Source organism: Lacunisphaera limnophila (assembly GCF_001746835.1).
GTDB lineage: Bacteria > Verrucomicrobiota > Verrucomicrobiia > Opitutales > Opitutaceae > Lacunisphaera > Lacunisphaera limnophila.
On record NZ_CP016094.1, the window covers coordinates 1,087,458 to 1,102,570 of the forward strand.

A 15,113-nucleotide genomic window follows, 5' to 3' on the forward strand; every position below is an offset into this window, starting at 1 on the left:
TCATGACGCGGCCGGACGTTCGACCCGGTTCAGCTGGGTGAAATCGGTGACACCCTCGAACTGGCTCAACACCCCCTCGTCGTGGCTCACCAGCAGGAGCGCGGCCCCTTCCTCGCGGCAAACCTCGCGGATGAGCGCCAGCGCCTCGCGGCTGTTCCGCGCATCGAGGTTGCCCGTCGGCTCGTCGGCGAGCACCAGCTTCGGCCGGTTGGCCAGCGCGCGGGCCACGGCCACGCGCTGCTGCTGGCCGGTCGAGAGCTGCCGGGGGAAATGCGCCAGCTTGTCGCCGAGCCCCACCCGCCGGAGCAGCGCGGTCGCATGCGCCCGGTCCACGCCGCGGCCGAAGGCCATGCCGAGTTCCACGTTCTCGAGGACCGTGTGCCCCTGCAGCAGATTGAAGGTCTGGAATATGTAGCCGATGGTCTCGGCCCGCAACCGGTCGCGCCCCGCCTCGCCGAGACTCGCGAGGTCGCGGCCGGCCAGCTCGATGCGGCCGGCGTCGGGGGCGAGGATGCCGGCGAGGAGATGCAGGAAGGTCGTCTTGCCCGACCCGCTTTCCCCGCGGAGCGCCACCTGCGCGCCCGCTTCGAGGCCAAACGCCGCCACGTCCACCACACGGTGGGGGCCGTAGGCCTTGGTCAGATCACGGACGGCAAGGAGGGACATCGGCGGGAAGGGGAAGACACCACGGAGGCTCAGGACACGCGAAACGTCAATGGCCGGATGCTCCGCCCGCCGCACGGCGGGTCAAAAAAGCGCGCCGGCGGTCAGGCCGGCGCGCGGGGGGGAACACACAACCAACAATTCTGGCCCGAGGGCTTAGAAGAGAGTGTAGGCAATGTTCACGCCGGCGGTGACGATTGAAACCATGCTCATCAGCTTGATGAGGATGTTGAGGCTCGGACCGGCCGTGTCCTTGAAGGGATCGCCGACCGTGTCGCCAATGATGGCGGCCTTGTGGGCCAGGGAGCCCTTGCCGCCGTGGTGACCTTCCTCGATGTACTTCTTGGCGTTGTCCCACGCGCCGCCGGAGTTGGCCATGAAGACCGCGAGCACGAAACCGGTGGAGAGGGCGCCGCCGAGCAAGCCGAACACGCCGGGCACGCCGAAGATGAGACCCGTGGCGATCGGGATGATGACGGCGAGGAGCGAGGGGATGATCATCTCCCGCTGCGCCCCGGCGGTCGAGATCGCGACGCACCGCGCGTAGTCCGGCAGGTCCTTGCCCTGGAGGATGCCGGGCTTGGCCTTGAACTGGCGGCGGACCTCCTCGACCATGCTGGCGGCGGCGCGGCCGACGGCGTTGATGGTGAGCCCGCAGAACACGAAGGAAACCATCGAGCCCAGGAACATGCCGAGCAGGACCTTGGGGTTCATCAGGTTCACCTCGAAATGATTCATGAACTCGGTGAGCGTGGCCGTGGCCGTGGGCACCGCCACGCCGGCGACCTCCATCGTGACCTGGCCGGCATGGATCATGGCGATCTTCAGTTCCTCGACGTAGGAGGCGAGCAGCGCAAGGGCTGTGAGGGCGGCCGAACCGATGGCAAACCCCTTGCCGGTGGCGGCGGTGGTGTTGCCCAGCGAATCGAGCGCGTCGGTGCGCTTGCGGACCTCGGGGTCGAGGCCGGCCATCTCGGCGTTGCCGCCGGCGTTGTCGGCGATGGGGCCGTAGGCGTCGGTGGCGAGCGTGATGCCCAGGGTGGAGAGCATGCCGACCGCGGCGATGCCGACGCCGTAGAGGCCCATGGCCATGCTGGCCGGGGAGAAATGCCAGCTGCCGGCGGCGAAGCAGTAGGACAGGGCCGTGCCGATCACGATGGCGACGACGGGGACCACGGTGGAGAGCATGCCCGTGCCGAGACCGGAAATGATCACGGTGGCGGGGCCGGTGGTGGCATTGTCCGCAATGCCCTTGGTCGGGCTGTATTCCTGCGAGGTGAAATACTCGGTGACCTTGCCGATCACCAGGCCGGTGATGAGGCCCGTGACGATGGCGCCCCAGATGCCAACGTAGTTGGGCAGGTCGAGCTGGCGCAGCACGACGTAGGAGAAAACGAGGATGAGGGCCGAGCTCAGGTTGATGCCGCGGCCGAGGGCGTTGAGCAGGTCGCGCTGCGTCGAGCCGGATTTCACGCGCACGGCATACATGCCGATGATCGAGAAGACCGTGCCGATGGCGGCGACGACCATCGGCGCGATGACGGCCTTGTAGGCGTTGGCCGGGTCGCCCGCCTGGGCGTAGGCGGCCGCGCCCAGCGCGGCGGTGGCGAGGATGGAACCGACGTAGGACTCGTAAAGGTCGGCGCCCATGCCGGCGACATCGCCGACGTTGTCGCCGACGTTGTCGGCGATCGTGGCGGGGTTGCGCGGGTCGTCCTCGGGGATGCCGGCCTCGACCTTGCCGACCAGGTCGGCGCCGACGTCGGCGGCCTTGGTGAAGATGCCGCCGCCCACGCGGGCGAACAGCGCCTGCAGCGAGGCGCCCATGCCGAAGGTCAGCATGGTGGTGGTGATCAAAAGGAGCTTGTGGGCCGGATCGGCGTCCTCGACGTAGTGGCTCAGTACGAGGAACCAGACAGAGATGTCGAGGAGGGCGAGGCCGACGACAACCAGCCCCATGACCGCGCCACTCCGGAAGGCGAGGCGGAGGCCGGCATCCAGCGAGTGGCTGGCGGCATGGGCGACGCGCGCCGCGGCGTAGGTCGCGGTCTTCATGCCGAAGAACCCAGCCAGGCCGGAGAAAAAGCCGCCGGTGAGGAAGGCGAAGGGCACCCAGTGATTCTGCAGGTTGAGCCCGTACGCGAGCCAGGCGAACAGGAGGGTCAGCACCAGGAAGAAGATGCCGACTACCTTGTATTGCTGGCGCAGGTAGGCCATGGCGCCGGCGCGCACATGGGAGGCGATCTCCACCATGCGGGGAGTGCCTTCCGGGGCGGCCTTCATGCTGCGGTAGAAAAGGGCCGCGACGCCCAGGGCGAGGAGCGAGGAGGCAGGGGTGAGCCAGAACAAGGACGATTGCATTGAACGGGGGGGTTAGGGGAAAAAGCCGGGCCTCAGGCGCCGAAGGAACTGAGCGCGGAGCGCCACCACGGGAAAAACTCGGTCTCGAGTTGATGCTGGGTGGGCATGGGGAAATAGACGAACTTGCCGCCGACGCCGGCCAGGTAGATGCCGCCGGTCAGGGTCCGGAACAGCACATCCTGCTGGAGGTAGCGGATGACCGTCTTGGTGGGCTTGCCGTGTTTGAGCCGGAGCTCGCGGAGACAGTCGCGCAGATGCTCGAGATTCGGATAGGGCAGGTTGTCCACGTCCGTGGCCTCGGGGTCATCCCCCAGACGGTCGAGCTTCAGCTCGGCGAAAACCAGGGCGGGCAGGGAGACGGGCGCGGCCGGATCGGTGATGTGCGCGGCGAACTCGCGGGGTTCGAAGGCGCTGACGACACGCGGGGTCACCGGGCAGAACTCCTGATAAAGGTGGAAACGCGGGCCCGGGTTGGTCTGGTACGGCGCCGGCTTGAGCGAGAGGACGCGGCCGTCATCGGCGGTGAGGTGGACGGACTCGATGGCCTCGAGGGGAGTGTGCTCCAACACGCGGTAGATGGACAGATAGAGCGAGCGCCGCGGGTTGCGCTCGGCCATGCGGCGGGCGACATCACCAGTGATCTGCGTGGCGGCGTAGGCGTCGTTAAGCTTGAAGAAGATGGCCTGGCCGCGCGCGCGTTTCTTGGTGCCGGTGGCGATGTAGGAGCCGAACTCCTCGGGGGTCAGGTGCGATGCCACCAGGGATTCGGGCATCAGCGAGATATAGAGATGATTGGGGTGGCTCATGGCGGGGGTGGGGCTGGGAGCGCCGACCGATGTCGGCATCGGCCATCATCCTGCCAGAAAATGCAAACGGGTGCCGCGCACGGTTTGCGATGTGCCGTGCGCGAATTGCGCGGGCCGCCATGTGGCCAAAACCCCGCCGCGCTTTCGCGCGTGCGGCGGGCGAACCGGGCCCGGCCCATCAAAATTACCGATGTCGCGCATCAGGTTTATCAACTAACACCCGCGCCGTGAACCCGGCTAAAGTCGCGGGCATGCACTCCCCTCTCCTCCCCCGCCCCGGCCTCCGCCGCCTGCTCCTGCCCGCTCTCGCTGTCGCGCTCGCCTTCAGCCTCGCCGGCTGCGTCGGCATGTGGGGCCAGCGCCGCCACCACGAGTCCAGCAGCGTCGTCCAGTTCCTCTACCCCGACCAGGACCTACCCTTCGTGCAACCGGCCATTCCCACGCTGCGTCTGCCGCTGCGGATCGGCGTGGCCTTTGTGCCGGCGGGCTTGTCCGGCGGTCGCGGCTTCAGTCACATTCAGGCCAATTTCACCGAACTGCAGAAGACCGAGCTCATGCGCAAGGTGTCCGCCCAGTTCAAGACCCTGCCCTTTGTTCAATCCATCGAGATCATCCCGGCCACCTACCTGCGACCGGGCGGCGGCTTCACCAATCTCGACCAGCTGCGCACGATGCTCGGCATCGATGTGATCGCGCTGATCGCCTACGATCAGGCCCAGAGTTCGGACGACACCGAGGCAAGCCTGGCTTACTGGACCATCGTCGGCAGCTATGTTGTCCCGGGGCAGCGCAACTCCACCCACACGCTCATGGAGGCCGCGGTCTACGACATCCCCAGCCGCAGCCTCCTCTTCCGTGCCCCCGGCACGAGCACGATCCAGAATCACGCCACTCTTGTCCGCAACGCCCACGAGCTGAAAAAATCCTCCGCCGCCGGCATCGAGCAAGCCTCGGCCCAGATGACGGCGGCCCTCGCCCAGGAACTTGAACTCTTTAAGGTCCGGGCCCGGGAGGAACCGGCCACGGTCAAGATCGAGCACAAGCCGGGCTACACCGGCGGCGGCTCCCTGGATGCCGGTTTCAGCCTGGTGCTGCTCGTCCTGCTTGGCACGGCGGGGGTGCGCGCGGTGCAGGGCAAGCATCCCCATGCCCGCAAATGAACCAGACTGCTGGGCTGTGTCTCCGAACCCCGCTCTGCCATTGATGAAGACCCTGCGCGTTCCGCTGCTGCTGTTTGTCCTGCCCGCGGTGCTGCTGGCGTTTGCTCCCGCGCGACACGGGCTGGTCCTCCTTGATCGTTCCGCGGTGGCCGCCGGCGAGGTCTGGCGGCTGTGGACCGGGCACTGGGTTCATTTCTCCGCCTCGCACCTGGGCTGGAACCTCGCCGTGCTCCTCGCTGCCGGGACCTGGCTGGAGCGCCAACGCCCCGGCCTTCTGCTGCGTCACACCGTGATCGCCGCCCCGCTCATCGGTCTGGCTGTCCTCATCGGCGAACCGGCACTGCAGGCCTATGGCGGATTGTCCGGCCTGGCCACCAGCGTCGTCGTGCTGCTCGGCCTGCACCAGCTTCGCTCCGGAGGGGCCTCACGCTGGCTCTGGACAGGATTGCTTGCCCTTGTGGCGGTCAAAACGACGGGTGATGCCATCCGCGCGGAGACCTCGCTGGTCGCCTTTGCGCTACCCGGGGTGCGCCTCTCGACCACCGCCCACTTCGCCGGGGCGCTCAGCGCCCTCCTGCACGAGGGCCTGGGCTGCCTCCGTCGTTCGAAAATGACACCGCCGGGACCCGTGACGGGCTCCCGGCGGCAAGATTCCGGCTATTACCCCTAACAGCCAGAGGGACACACAAACCTACTAACACCCCCTTAATCGGCACGCGCCGACGCGGGCCGCGACTTTTTTCATTTTCCGCGCAAAAATGTAACAGAGCCCGGAAAATTACCCGCGGATGAACGCGGAAACCTCGCCCGCCTCACCCGTGCCGGCCCTTGAAGGTCAGCTCGGCCACGCCGCTCTTGTCGAGGCCGCCCAGACCCAGCGCCACCATCCGGTCGAACTGCGCCTTGGTCGCCTCCGCAAGCGGCAATTTCAGCCCGGCCTCACGCCCCAGCTGCGCGGCTATGCCCGAGTCCTTGGCGGCATGCGCCCCGGAGAAATAACAGTCGTGCGCCCGATGCTGCATGTCCTCGCCGTCCGTCTTCAGCACCTGCGAGTTGGCTCCGGTCTGCGCAAAAACCTCGCGCAGCAGGTCCAGGTCGAGCCCGAGCGCCGCCCCCAGCCCCAGGCCCTCGGCCAGACCCGCGGTGTTGATGTTCATCACCATGTTCACCAGCGCCTTCACCTGGGCGGCCTGCCCCGCGGGCCCGATGTAACGGGGCGTCGCGCTGAGTTTTTCCAGCACGGGCCGCACCCGCTCATACCCGGCCCGGTCGCCCCCGCACATGAGATAAAGCGTCCCATTGCGCGCCTGCGGGATCGAGGACGCCATGCAGCCTTCCAGCGACACCGCCCCCGCGGCCCGGGCCCGCCGCTCCACCTCGACATGGGTGGCGGGCGAAATCGTGGCGCAGTTGACGAACACTTTGCCCCGCGCCCCGGACAACAAGGAATCACCCGCCTCCGGAAACACCGCGAGTTGCGCGGCATCGTCGGTCACGACCGTGAAGATAATCTCGGCGGCGGCTGTCACCTCCGCCAGCCGGGTCACGGCCGTCGCTCCCAGCTCCGCCGCGAGCACCGCCGCGCCGGCCGAGTTCACATCGTACACCGCCGTGACGGGGTAACCACAGTCCTTGAGGCGGCGGGCCATGTTGGCCCCCATGCGACCGACCCCGACAAAGGCGATTTTTTCGTTCATGATAATTCAGGATTTCCGTGGGTGATAGTGAGGTTCAGACACTCGCTTAGTGAGCCCGGGCCTTTAGGGTCAGCCACGCCGCGGCATAGCGGCGGCCGAGTTCGCGGAAGCCGGGCGACTCGAAGTGGAGGACCTCCGGTTCCTCCGGCCGGCCGGGTAACCCTTCCGACGAAACCAAGGCGCATTGCGGGACCAAGCCGGGCAACTCGCGGATCGCCGCATTCACCGGTCCTTCATTCGGACAAAAGCGCCCGATCTCGCCGACGATCACCGGCACCTCCGGCGCGTCGAGGTCGGTCCGCAGCTGGGCGATGAAACTCTGGAATCGGGCCGCGTAGGTCGCCACCTTGTCCGGCGCGCGGTCCGACTCCCCCTGGTGCCAGAGGATGCCGGCGAGTTGCCCGTGCTTGCGCGCCTCCCGGGCGCGCGCCAGGGCATTCACGTAATGGGGCGAACCCGGCGCCCACTCGTCCAGGGCGCTGCCCCCGAAGGCCGCCGGGATGAGCCCGATGGCCTGGCCCGGGTTGGCCTCCGCGATGACCGCGCCGAAGGTCTTCCCCAGTCCGGTCCCGATGCGCTCGGGTTTGTCGAAATGCAGCGGGTCCACCGCCGGCACCCACGCCAGGTCCCGATTCAATACCCACACCCGCGGATGCGGCGCCCGGTCCTCCGCCTCGACCCGGCCGCGGCCGGCCATGTTGGACTGCCCGATGAGCAAAAAGAGCTTCAAGTCGGCGGGGACGGTTTCGGTGGCGACCAACGGCATGGCGGAAAAAAGCAGGAGCGCCGGCAGGACAAACACGGGGTGACGGGGCATGGGCGCAGTGTGGGCACGACCTGCGACGGCGCAAGCGGGCGCTGGCGGTGGGTGGAGGCCGAGATCAAGCTCTCCCGCTGGACTTCATCCCGGTGACCGCTAGCCTCCGCCCATGCTGATCCCCCGCCCGCGGCTCCTGCTGGCCGCCCTGTTCCCGGTGCTCGTCTTCGCCTCGGACCCCGCCTTCGACTCCTGGGTGGACCAGCTCACCACCGCGTCTATGCGAGCCGACCCGAGTGGGGCCACCCGCACGCAGTTCTTCACGGGCGCGGAGCAGGATGCCCTCGACCGGCAGCTCACCCCGATCACCCCCGCCTACCGGGCGGAGCAGCTGGCCTTTGCCCGTGACGCGCTGGCGGAGCTGGCGCGATTCGACCGCGCCAAGCTCGATCCCCAGCAGGTCGCCTCCGCACGCGTGATCGAGTGGGACCTGCAGGAACGCGTGAAGGCCGCACCGTTCGAGGACCACCGCTTTGTGTTCAACCAGTTCTGGGGCCTGCACGTGACGCTGGTCAATTTCCTCAGCCAGACCCACCCCGTCCGCCACCGGCGCGACATCGAGAACTACCTCGCGCGCCTCACGCTCGTGGCCGGGCAGATCGACGAGGGCGTGGCCCAGGCGCGGGAGGCAGCGACCCGCGGCTTCCTGATGCCCGACTTCATCACCCGGTCCGCGCTCGGCCAGTTCGACCGTTTCCTCGACGCCGAACCCGCCCAGAACGTGCTCGTCACATCGCTCGCCGAGCGCGCCGCGAAGCTCGCCGACCTGCCGGCCGACGACCGCACCGCCCTGGTCGCCGCGGCCACGCAAACCGTGCGCGAACAGATCATCCCCGCCTTCAGCCGCGCCCGGGCGCTGTTGCAGGAGCAATTGCCGCTCACCACCGCCGACGCCGGCCTCTGGCGCCTGCCGGGCGGCGAGGCCGCCTACGCGGTCCGCCTCGGCTATTTCACGACGACCAGCCTGACGGCGCGCGAGATCCATGAGACGGGCCGGCGCGAGGTCGCCCGCATCGAAGCCCGGATGGACGGCCTGTTGCGGGAACTCGGTTACAAGGAAGGTTCGGTGCGCGAGCGTTTCGCCCGTCTCAACCAGGACCTCCAACCCCCGCCGCGCCCGACCCGCGCCCGGCCCTCATCGCCCGCTACCAGGCGATCCTCGATGATTCCGTCCGCCGCGCCCAAGCCCTGTTCGACCTGCAACCCCAGGCCCCCTGTGTCGTGCAACGCGAGCCCGCCTTCACCGAGAAAACCGCGGCGGCCCACTACTCCACCCCGGCGCCGGATGGTTCGCGCCCGGGAACCTTTTGGGCCCCGCTGCCCGGACCGGTATTCAAGATCCTGAACATGCGGACGCTCACCTACCACGAGGCCATCCCCGGCCATCATTACCAGCTCGCCCTGATCCAGGAGATGCAGGACCTGCCCCGGTTCCGCCGCGATCGCATCTTCGGCGCCAATTCCGCCAACGCCGAGGGCTGGGCCCTCTACGCCGAGCAACTGGCCACCGAGCACGGCTGGTACGAGGGCGACATCCCCGGTTTGCTCGGCCAACTGGATGCCGAGCTGTTTCGCGCCCAGCGCCTCGTGGCCGACACCGGCCTCCACGCCATGCGCTGGACCCGTCAGCAGGCCATCGACTACGGGATCCCGCCGCACGAGGTGGACCGGTACACAGTCATCCCCGGTCAGGCCTGTTCCTACAAGATCGGCCAGCTGAAGTTCCTGGAGCTGCGCGCCAAGGCCCGGGCCGCGCTCGGCGACCGGTTCGATCTCAAGCAATTCCACAACACCGTGCTCCGCGCCGGGGTCGTGCCGCTGTCCGTCCTTGAGACCATCGTGGACGACTGGATCGCCACCACCCTCGCCCCGGCCGCCCGCCCCGCCTGAGCCCCCCGGAGGCGCCCCGGAGGGGGCGTGTCTTTCCCGTTGCGAAAACGGTCATCGCACACACGGTGCCTGCCTACCCGCATGAAACGTACCCTCTGTGCCCTGGCCGTCCTCGGCCTCACCGCCACCCTCCCCGCCCAGCCCGCCTTGAACAAGGATGTGGCCAAGATCTATGCCGAGATCTGCGCAAACTGCCACGGCGCACAGCTGGAAGGCGGTTCCGCCCCCTCCATGCTCGATGACCAGTGGTCCAGCGGCAACGGCGACGACGCGAGCATCGCCCGCATCATCTATGACGGCTCTCTCGAGAAGGGCATGCCCGCGTTCCACTCGCTCATGTCCGAGGGCGATGTCCGCGCGATGGTCATCTTCATCCGCGAGCAACGCGCCAACCACCAGCGCAGCCGCCAGGCCAAGACCGTGCCCACCGGGACCATCACCACCACCGAACACCCCTACCGCATCGAGACCGTCGCCACCGGCCTGTCCACGCCGTGGAGCATCGCCTTCCTGCCCGGTGACCGGGTGCTGGTGACGGAAAAGACCGGCCGCCTCCGGGTCATCGAGGGCGGCCGCCTGCTCCCGCAGGCCATCAAGGGCACCCCCGCCGTGCGTGATGACGGCCAGGGCGGCCTGCTCGAGGTCGCGGTGCACCCCGACTACGCCACGAACGGCTGGATCTACCTCGCATACTCCGACCCGGCCAAGAACGCCGCCGGCAAGGAGGTCAGCCTCACCATGCTGGTGCGCGGCCGGATCAAGGCCGGCGCCTGGGTCGACGAGGAGAAAATCTGGCAGGCCCCGATCGAGTTTTATCATCCCGGCGGCGGCGTGCATTATGGCTGCCGGATCGCCTTCGACGGCCAGGGCTACCTCTATTTCTCGCACGGCGAGCGTGGCCGCGGCCCCGAGGCCCAGGAAATCCGCCGGCCCAACGGCAAGATCCACCGCATCCATGACGACGGCCGCATCCCGGCGGACAACCCCTTCGTCAACACCCCCGGCGCCTTCCCCACGATCTGGACCTACGGCAACCGCAACCCGCAGGGCCTCGATTTCGACCCGCGCACCGGCATCCTGTGGGAAACCGAGCACGGGCCGCGCGGCGGCGACGAGCTCAACATCGTGCGCCGCGGCGCCAACTACGGCTGGAACACGATCACCTTCGGCATGAACTACGACGGTTCCCCCATCACCGCCGAGACCGCGCGCGAAGGCATGGAGCAGCCCGTAACCTACTGGGTGCCCTCGATCGCCGTCTGCGGCATCGATTTCTACGAAGGCACGCTTTTCCCGAAATGGACGGGCAACCTCTTCGTAAGCTCCCTCGCGCAGCAGGAGCTCCGCCGCCTCGTCATCGACGGCGACAAGGTCGTCAGCCAGGAGGTCATCCTCAAGGGCATCGGCCGTCTCCGCGACGTGCAGTGCGCCCCTGACGGCAGCATCTACGTGGCGGTGAACGATCCCGGCGCCATCATCCGGCTGGTGCCCGCAAACTAAGACCAGAGCCGAGCGAGACCGCCTTCGATCTCGCGGCCACCCTCACCCCGATCGGTCGCCCCGGCACTCCGGGGCGTAACTGACGGCCAGCGCCCGTAATCCATCATCCCGGCGGGGCGACCTGCCGCGGCCGGCACGACCGTGCCGGCTGGCATGCGCGTTTTGTGCAATTTTCGGAGCGCGGTGGATACTTTACGCGGCCGCCGCCCGCGACAGTTACTGTCGCCACCCTCGTGCTGTTCCAGCCCTAACCCCTCGGCACCCTTGTCGGCGGGCACGACTCACCCTCGTTCCCCGCCGCCCGCCGGGACGGACCTTCGGCACGCCCAAACCAACCCCATGAATACCCAATCCCCCCGTCCGTTGCTACGCTTCACCGCGGCCGCCCTCCTTCTGGGCGCGGCCGCCGTTGCCGCCGCCCAAACCACCCCGGCCGCCCCCAAGGAGGAGGTCGTCAACCTCCCGACCTTCACCATCACCGAGGAGCCGGTGAACCCCTACATCTCCAAGCAGGCGCTCTCCTCCTCCCGCGTCGCCATGGACCTGCAGGATATCCCGCAGACCGTCTCCGTGGTCACCAGCGACTTCATCCGCGACTCCATGAGCATGCGCATGCTCGACGCCGCCAAATATGTGACCCCGGTCACCGAATCGACCCTGCCCACCGGCGGCGACCGCTACACCATCCGCGGCTTCCAGGTGTCGCATGAATTTGTCGACGGCATGGAGATCTCCGGCGCCGACGGCTACAGCGCCGCGCTGATGAGCTACAACATCGACCGCATCGAGATCATCAAGGGACCCAACGCGATCCTCGTCCCCGGCGGCGCGGCCGGCGGCCAGATGAACCCGATCACCAAGTCCCCCATCATGAAGGACCAGGCCTCCGCCACCCTGGAGCTGGCCCAGTATGTCGGCAACTCCCTCAGCTTCGACGTCAACCGCATCGTCTCGCAGGACAAGGGCATCGCCGCCCGGCTCGTCGCCGCCCTGTGGAAAAACGACGGCTACTCGAACAGCCACTTCCGCGACGGCTGGATGATCGCCCCCTCGCTCTCGTGGCAGCTTTCGCCGGCCCACAAGTTCACCGTCAAGGCCGAGATCATGCAGAACGACGAGACCAACGGCACCTTCCTGCCCATCGACCCGAGTGTCGGCAGCGACGACTACGCCGTGATCGCCCGCGGTCTCCCGCGCGACTGGTCCTTCGGCAACAGCGATGATGTCCGCCACCGCGAGACCGAGCGCCTCACCTTCGAACTGCTCTCCGAACTCGGGCAGCACGTCAGCTCCCGCCTGATGTTCACCGCCAACCACGTCGTCCGCGAGGACCAGGGCGGCACCAGCGGCTCGATCAATGGCTTCTCGATCACCCGCAACCCGACCACCGGCAAATACGAGCCCGGCGTCGTCTGGACCGTGAACCAAACCGGCCCCATCGCCCTCCCCTCCTCGACCAACGTGCCGCTGGCCGATCCCAGCACCTACGTCTTCGGCCGCACCAACGGCAGCGACCACCTCTACTACAACGAGCTCCACCTACGCAACGACTACGCCATCAAGTTCGAGGGCACCGGCTGGAAATCCACGACGATCGCCGGCCTGGCGGCCAACGGCGTGAAGACCCACTGGAAGAGCTTCCCCGCCTACAACCGCGGCAACGTGGCCAACAACAACCTCGCCGCCATCACCTTCCCCGACTGGAACCACGCCGCCCCCTCCGCCCCGGCCAATGGACAGAACCGCAAGGCCAAGCAGACGGACGCCCAGTTCTTCGTCTTTGAGAACCTCGGCCTGTTCGACGACAAGCTGCTGCTCTCCGGCGGCGTCTCCCGCTTCTACGGTACCCTCACCCGCGTGGACACCAGCGGTATCCAACCGACGCCGTTCCCGAGCTATGACCTCGCCGACACCGCCACCAGCTACGGCGCGGTCTACAAGCCCATCAAGGAAGTATCCCTCTTCTACAGCCACAACACCTCGGGCGGCACGATGCCCGGCTCGCTCAGCGCCGGCAACGTGGCGCCCACTTTCCGCGCCTCCGTCGGTGACCAGGACGAGTTTGGGGTGAAGACCTCGTTCCTCGAGGGCAAGCTCACCGCCTCGTTTGCCTACTTCGACATCACCTCGTCGAACTATGCCGTGCCGAACAGCGAGTACTACGTCCTCGTCGCCCAGGGCAATCTCGCCGCGGCCAACGCGCTGCAAAACCCGCTCTACCTCGACCTCACCTCCAAGGGCTGGGAATTCGAGGGCAGCTACACCGCCACGGCCAACCTCACCGTCATCGGCAACTACACGTCCTACAAGATGCGCCAGCCCACCGGCGTGCGCCTCCGCGGCGTGTCGGACAAGAGCTACGGCCTGTATGCCGACTACCGCTTCAACGGCGGCGCGCTGAGCGGCTTCGGCGTGAATCTCGGCCTCGACTATCGCAGTGACCTCGTGGGCGAGAACGTCAACGCGTTCACCACCACCAAGCCGCTCGCCGGCGGCGTGCTCGTGCCCCAGCAGCCCAGCTTCAAGATCGCCCCCCGCACGGTCATGAACCTCGGCTTCACCTACCGGGCCAAGGACTGGACCGCCCGGCTGCAGGTCAGCAACGCCCTCGACAAGGACTACATCATGGGCGGCATCAACCGCAACGCCATGATGGTCGCCGAGCCGCGCAACCTGAAGGCCTCGGTCACCTACAACTTCTGATCTGGCGGCCCAGGCCCCCGCTTCGCGGGGGTCGATCCGGCCGGCACCAGCCCAGGTGCCGGCCTTTTTGTGCCCCGTCTCGGACTGGCCGAATCGACCGGGGCTCGTTTACCGCGGCCCCGCCCGCACCATGGGGGCGCTTCCACCCCCCCGCACTCCATGCTGCGTTACCTGGCCAATGGCCGCATTCGTTGGAAAAATGGCATGCGCTGCAACACGCGCACCAATTGGGAGTTCTATGCCGTGATCGATGGCCGCTGCGGCGTCATGTTGCGCGACGGCCAACGCCCGGTCCTGCAGGAACACATGTTCTGGGTATTCGCCCCGGGGTGCGCCCATGCCTGGGTCGACGACGGGCACCACACCTACCACCGCCTGTCCCTGCACTTCAGCAGCGTGCCCTTCCCGCTCGACGAGCTCGTCCAGCAGAACGGCGGCTGGCTCGCCCGCCCGCTGGCGGCGGCCGACATCACCCGTCTCCTGGCCATCGCCGGCGACCTCGAGCAACACTTCTGCGCCCCGGTGATCGCCAGCCCACTGCATTTCCAGCGCGGGCTCATGGAGCTCGCCCTGCTCCTGCTCGAGGGCCACCGCCGCGCCGCGGAGCCGATGGCGCTGACCGACGTGGCCTCCTTCCGCGTCGAGCGGGCCCTGACCTGGTATACCGAACATCTCGGCCGCAATCCCTCGGTCAAGGAGGTGGCGGAAGTCGTGCACGTCTCGCCCAGCCACCTGCGCCGGCTGTTCGCCGAGGTGCGGCAGGCCAGCCCGAAGGAACTTTTCCGCCGTGTCCGGCTCGAGAAGGCGCAGGATCTCCTCGGCCGCACCAACCTCACCCTGGATGAGATTGCCCGCCGTTGCGGCTACACCACGGCCAGTCATTTCTGCCGCGATTACAAGGCGGTACACCGCTTCACCCCCTCGACCTGGCGCCGCCGGCTCATCGACCGCTTCACCCGCCCGCTCCCCGCCGGGATCGTGCCCGTGCGCGAATTCAGCGCCCGCCCCGGTGAACGCCGCCTCAAGGCCTGATCCGGATCAGGCCTTCATCGCGGGGGGCTCGCGCTCCTCGCTCTGTTCAATGAGGTCGAAGGAAGTGATGGCCGTGAGATGCTCCCAACCCGGCTCGGTCTTCACCTTGGCGTTGAAGGCCGCCACCCGGTCGTTCCAGCCGATTTTCCGGGAATGCTCGTTCCAGACCAAGGTCTGCATGCGGTTCGGCCGGAGCCCGGTGGTAAAAATCCACTCCGCGACGTCGCCGTCGGCCCGCCCGGCCGCCACCTGCGCCGCGACGTCGGCAAAAGCCACGCCGAGAAAACCGCAGAGCTGGCCATCCAGGCCGATGGAGAGGCCGTAGTTGCGATGGTAGTGCTCCGGCAGCGCGCCCGACTGCATCAGCCGGATCTTGTCGAGCATGCGCCCCAGATGATGCAGGCCGCCGACCGACTTGTCGTAGGGGGAGCGGAGACCGGCAACGCGGGGCATGGACGGTACGAAACCAGCCGGCCGGGAGGGC

The 15,113-nt window shown here is 67.7% G+C and carries 12 protein-coding genes and 1 pseudogene; 7 read left to right on the forward strand and 6 right to left on the reverse strand.

The features are described from left to right. From Verru16B_RS04455 to Verru16B_RS04465, 3 genes are all read right to left on the reverse strand, one after another. Entirely contained in the window at positions 1 to 666 is a 666-nt protein-coding gene (locus Verru16B_RS04455) for an ABC transporter ATP-binding protein (protein WP_069961161.1), read from the reverse strand. A 153-nt stretch (positions 667 to 819) separates the two neighbouring features. Next, the gene (locus tag Verru16B_RS04460) at positions 820 to 3,024 is read right to left on the reverse strand and encodes a sodium-translocating pyrophosphatase (protein ID WP_069961162.1); all 2,205 of its coding nucleotides are present in this window, start codon (positions 3,022 to 3,024) and stop codon (positions 820 to 822) included. Between the two features lie 32 nt (positions 3,025 to 3,056). Beyond that, positions 3,057 to 3,830 carry a hypothetical protein gene (locus tag Verru16B_RS04465; RefSeq protein ID WP_069961163.1) on the reverse strand — a complete coding sequence of 258 codons (774 nt, stop codon included), beginning with the start codon at positions 3,828 to 3,830 and terminating at the stop codon, positions 3,057 to 3,059. Positions 3,831 to 4,081: 251 nt separating this feature from the next. Here Verru16B_RS04465 and rhlP point away from each other — a divergent pair, with 251 nt between their 5' ends. Together rhlP and rrtA are read left to right on the forward strand one after the other, a co-directional pair. Next, a complete protein-coding gene (gene rhlP, locus Verru16B_RS04470) occupies positions 4,082 to 4,990 on the forward strand; it encodes a rhombotarget lipoprotein (protein ID WP_069961164.1) in 909 nt (302 codons plus the stop codon). 43 nt (positions 4,991 to 5,033) lie between these two features. Then, positions 5,034 to 5,660, forward strand: a complete 627-nt coding sequence (gene rrtA / locus Verru16B_RS04475) for a rhombosortase (protein ID WP_069961165.1) — start codon at positions 5,034 to 5,036, stop codon at positions 5,658 to 5,660. A 142-nt stretch (positions 5,661 to 5,802) separates the two neighbouring features. On the opposite strand, the gene Verru16B_RS04480 is transcribed toward rrtA, so the two are convergent. Together Verru16B_RS04480 and Verru16B_RS04485 are read right to left on the reverse strand one after the other, a co-directional pair. Next, positions 5,803 to 6,687, reverse strand: coding sequence for an NAD(P)-dependent oxidoreductase (locus Verru16B_RS04480; RefSeq protein WP_083270098.1), 885 nt, complete (start codon positions 6,685 to 6,687; stop codon positions 5,803 to 5,805). Positions 6,688 to 6,733: 46 nt separating this feature from the next. Beyond that, complete coding sequence (locus Verru16B_RS04485; protein ID WP_069961166.1) at positions 6,734 to 7,504, reverse strand: sialate O-acetylesterase; 771 nt, start codon at positions 7,502 to 7,504, stop codon at positions 6,734 to 6,736. 220 nt (positions 7,505 to 7,724) lie between these two features. Here Verru16B_RS04485 and Verru16B_RS19190 point away from each other — a divergent pair. From Verru16B_RS19190 to Verru16B_RS04510, 5 genes and pseudogenes are all read left to right on the forward strand, one after another. Then, a pseudogene (locus Verru16B_RS19190) lies at positions 7,725 to 8,555 on the forward strand (DUF885 family protein); the annotation flags it as partial. 104 nt (positions 8,556 to 8,659) lie between these two features. After that, on the forward strand, positions 8,660 to 9,394 hold the full coding sequence (locus tag Verru16B_RS19195) for a DUF885 domain-containing protein (protein ID WP_335617966.1): 735 nt from the start codon (positions 8,660 to 8,662) through the stop codon (positions 9,392 to 9,394). Between the two features lie 81 nt (positions 9,395 to 9,475). Next, positions 9,476 to 10,894, forward strand: a complete 1,419-nt coding sequence (locus Verru16B_RS04500; RefSeq protein ID WP_069961169.1) for a PQQ-dependent sugar dehydrogenase — start codon at positions 9,476 to 9,478, stop codon at positions 10,892 to 10,894. 339 nt (positions 10,895 to 11,233) lie between these two features. Beyond that, on the forward strand, positions 11,234 to 13,597 hold the full coding sequence (locus tag Verru16B_RS04505) for a TonB-dependent siderophore receptor (protein WP_169829274.1): 2,364 nt from the start codon (positions 11,234 to 11,236) through the stop codon (positions 13,595 to 13,597). Positions 13,598 to 13,756: 159 nt separating this feature from the next. Then, complete coding sequence (locus tag Verru16B_RS04510) at positions 13,757 to 14,629, forward strand: AraC family transcriptional regulator (RefSeq protein ID WP_069961171.1); 873 nt, start codon at positions 13,757 to 13,759, stop codon at positions 14,627 to 14,629. Positions 14,630 to 14,635: 6 nt separating this feature from the next. Here the strand turns inward: Verru16B_RS04510 and Verru16B_RS04515 are convergent, their stop codons facing one another. Further along, positions 14,636 to 15,082 carry a DUF5069 domain-containing protein gene (locus tag Verru16B_RS04515; RefSeq protein ID WP_069961172.1) on the reverse strand — a complete coding sequence of 149 codons (447 nt, stop codon included), beginning with the start codon at positions 15,080 to 15,082 and terminating at the stop codon, positions 14,636 to 14,638. Between the last annotated feature and the right edge of the window lie 31 nt (positions 15,083 to 15,113).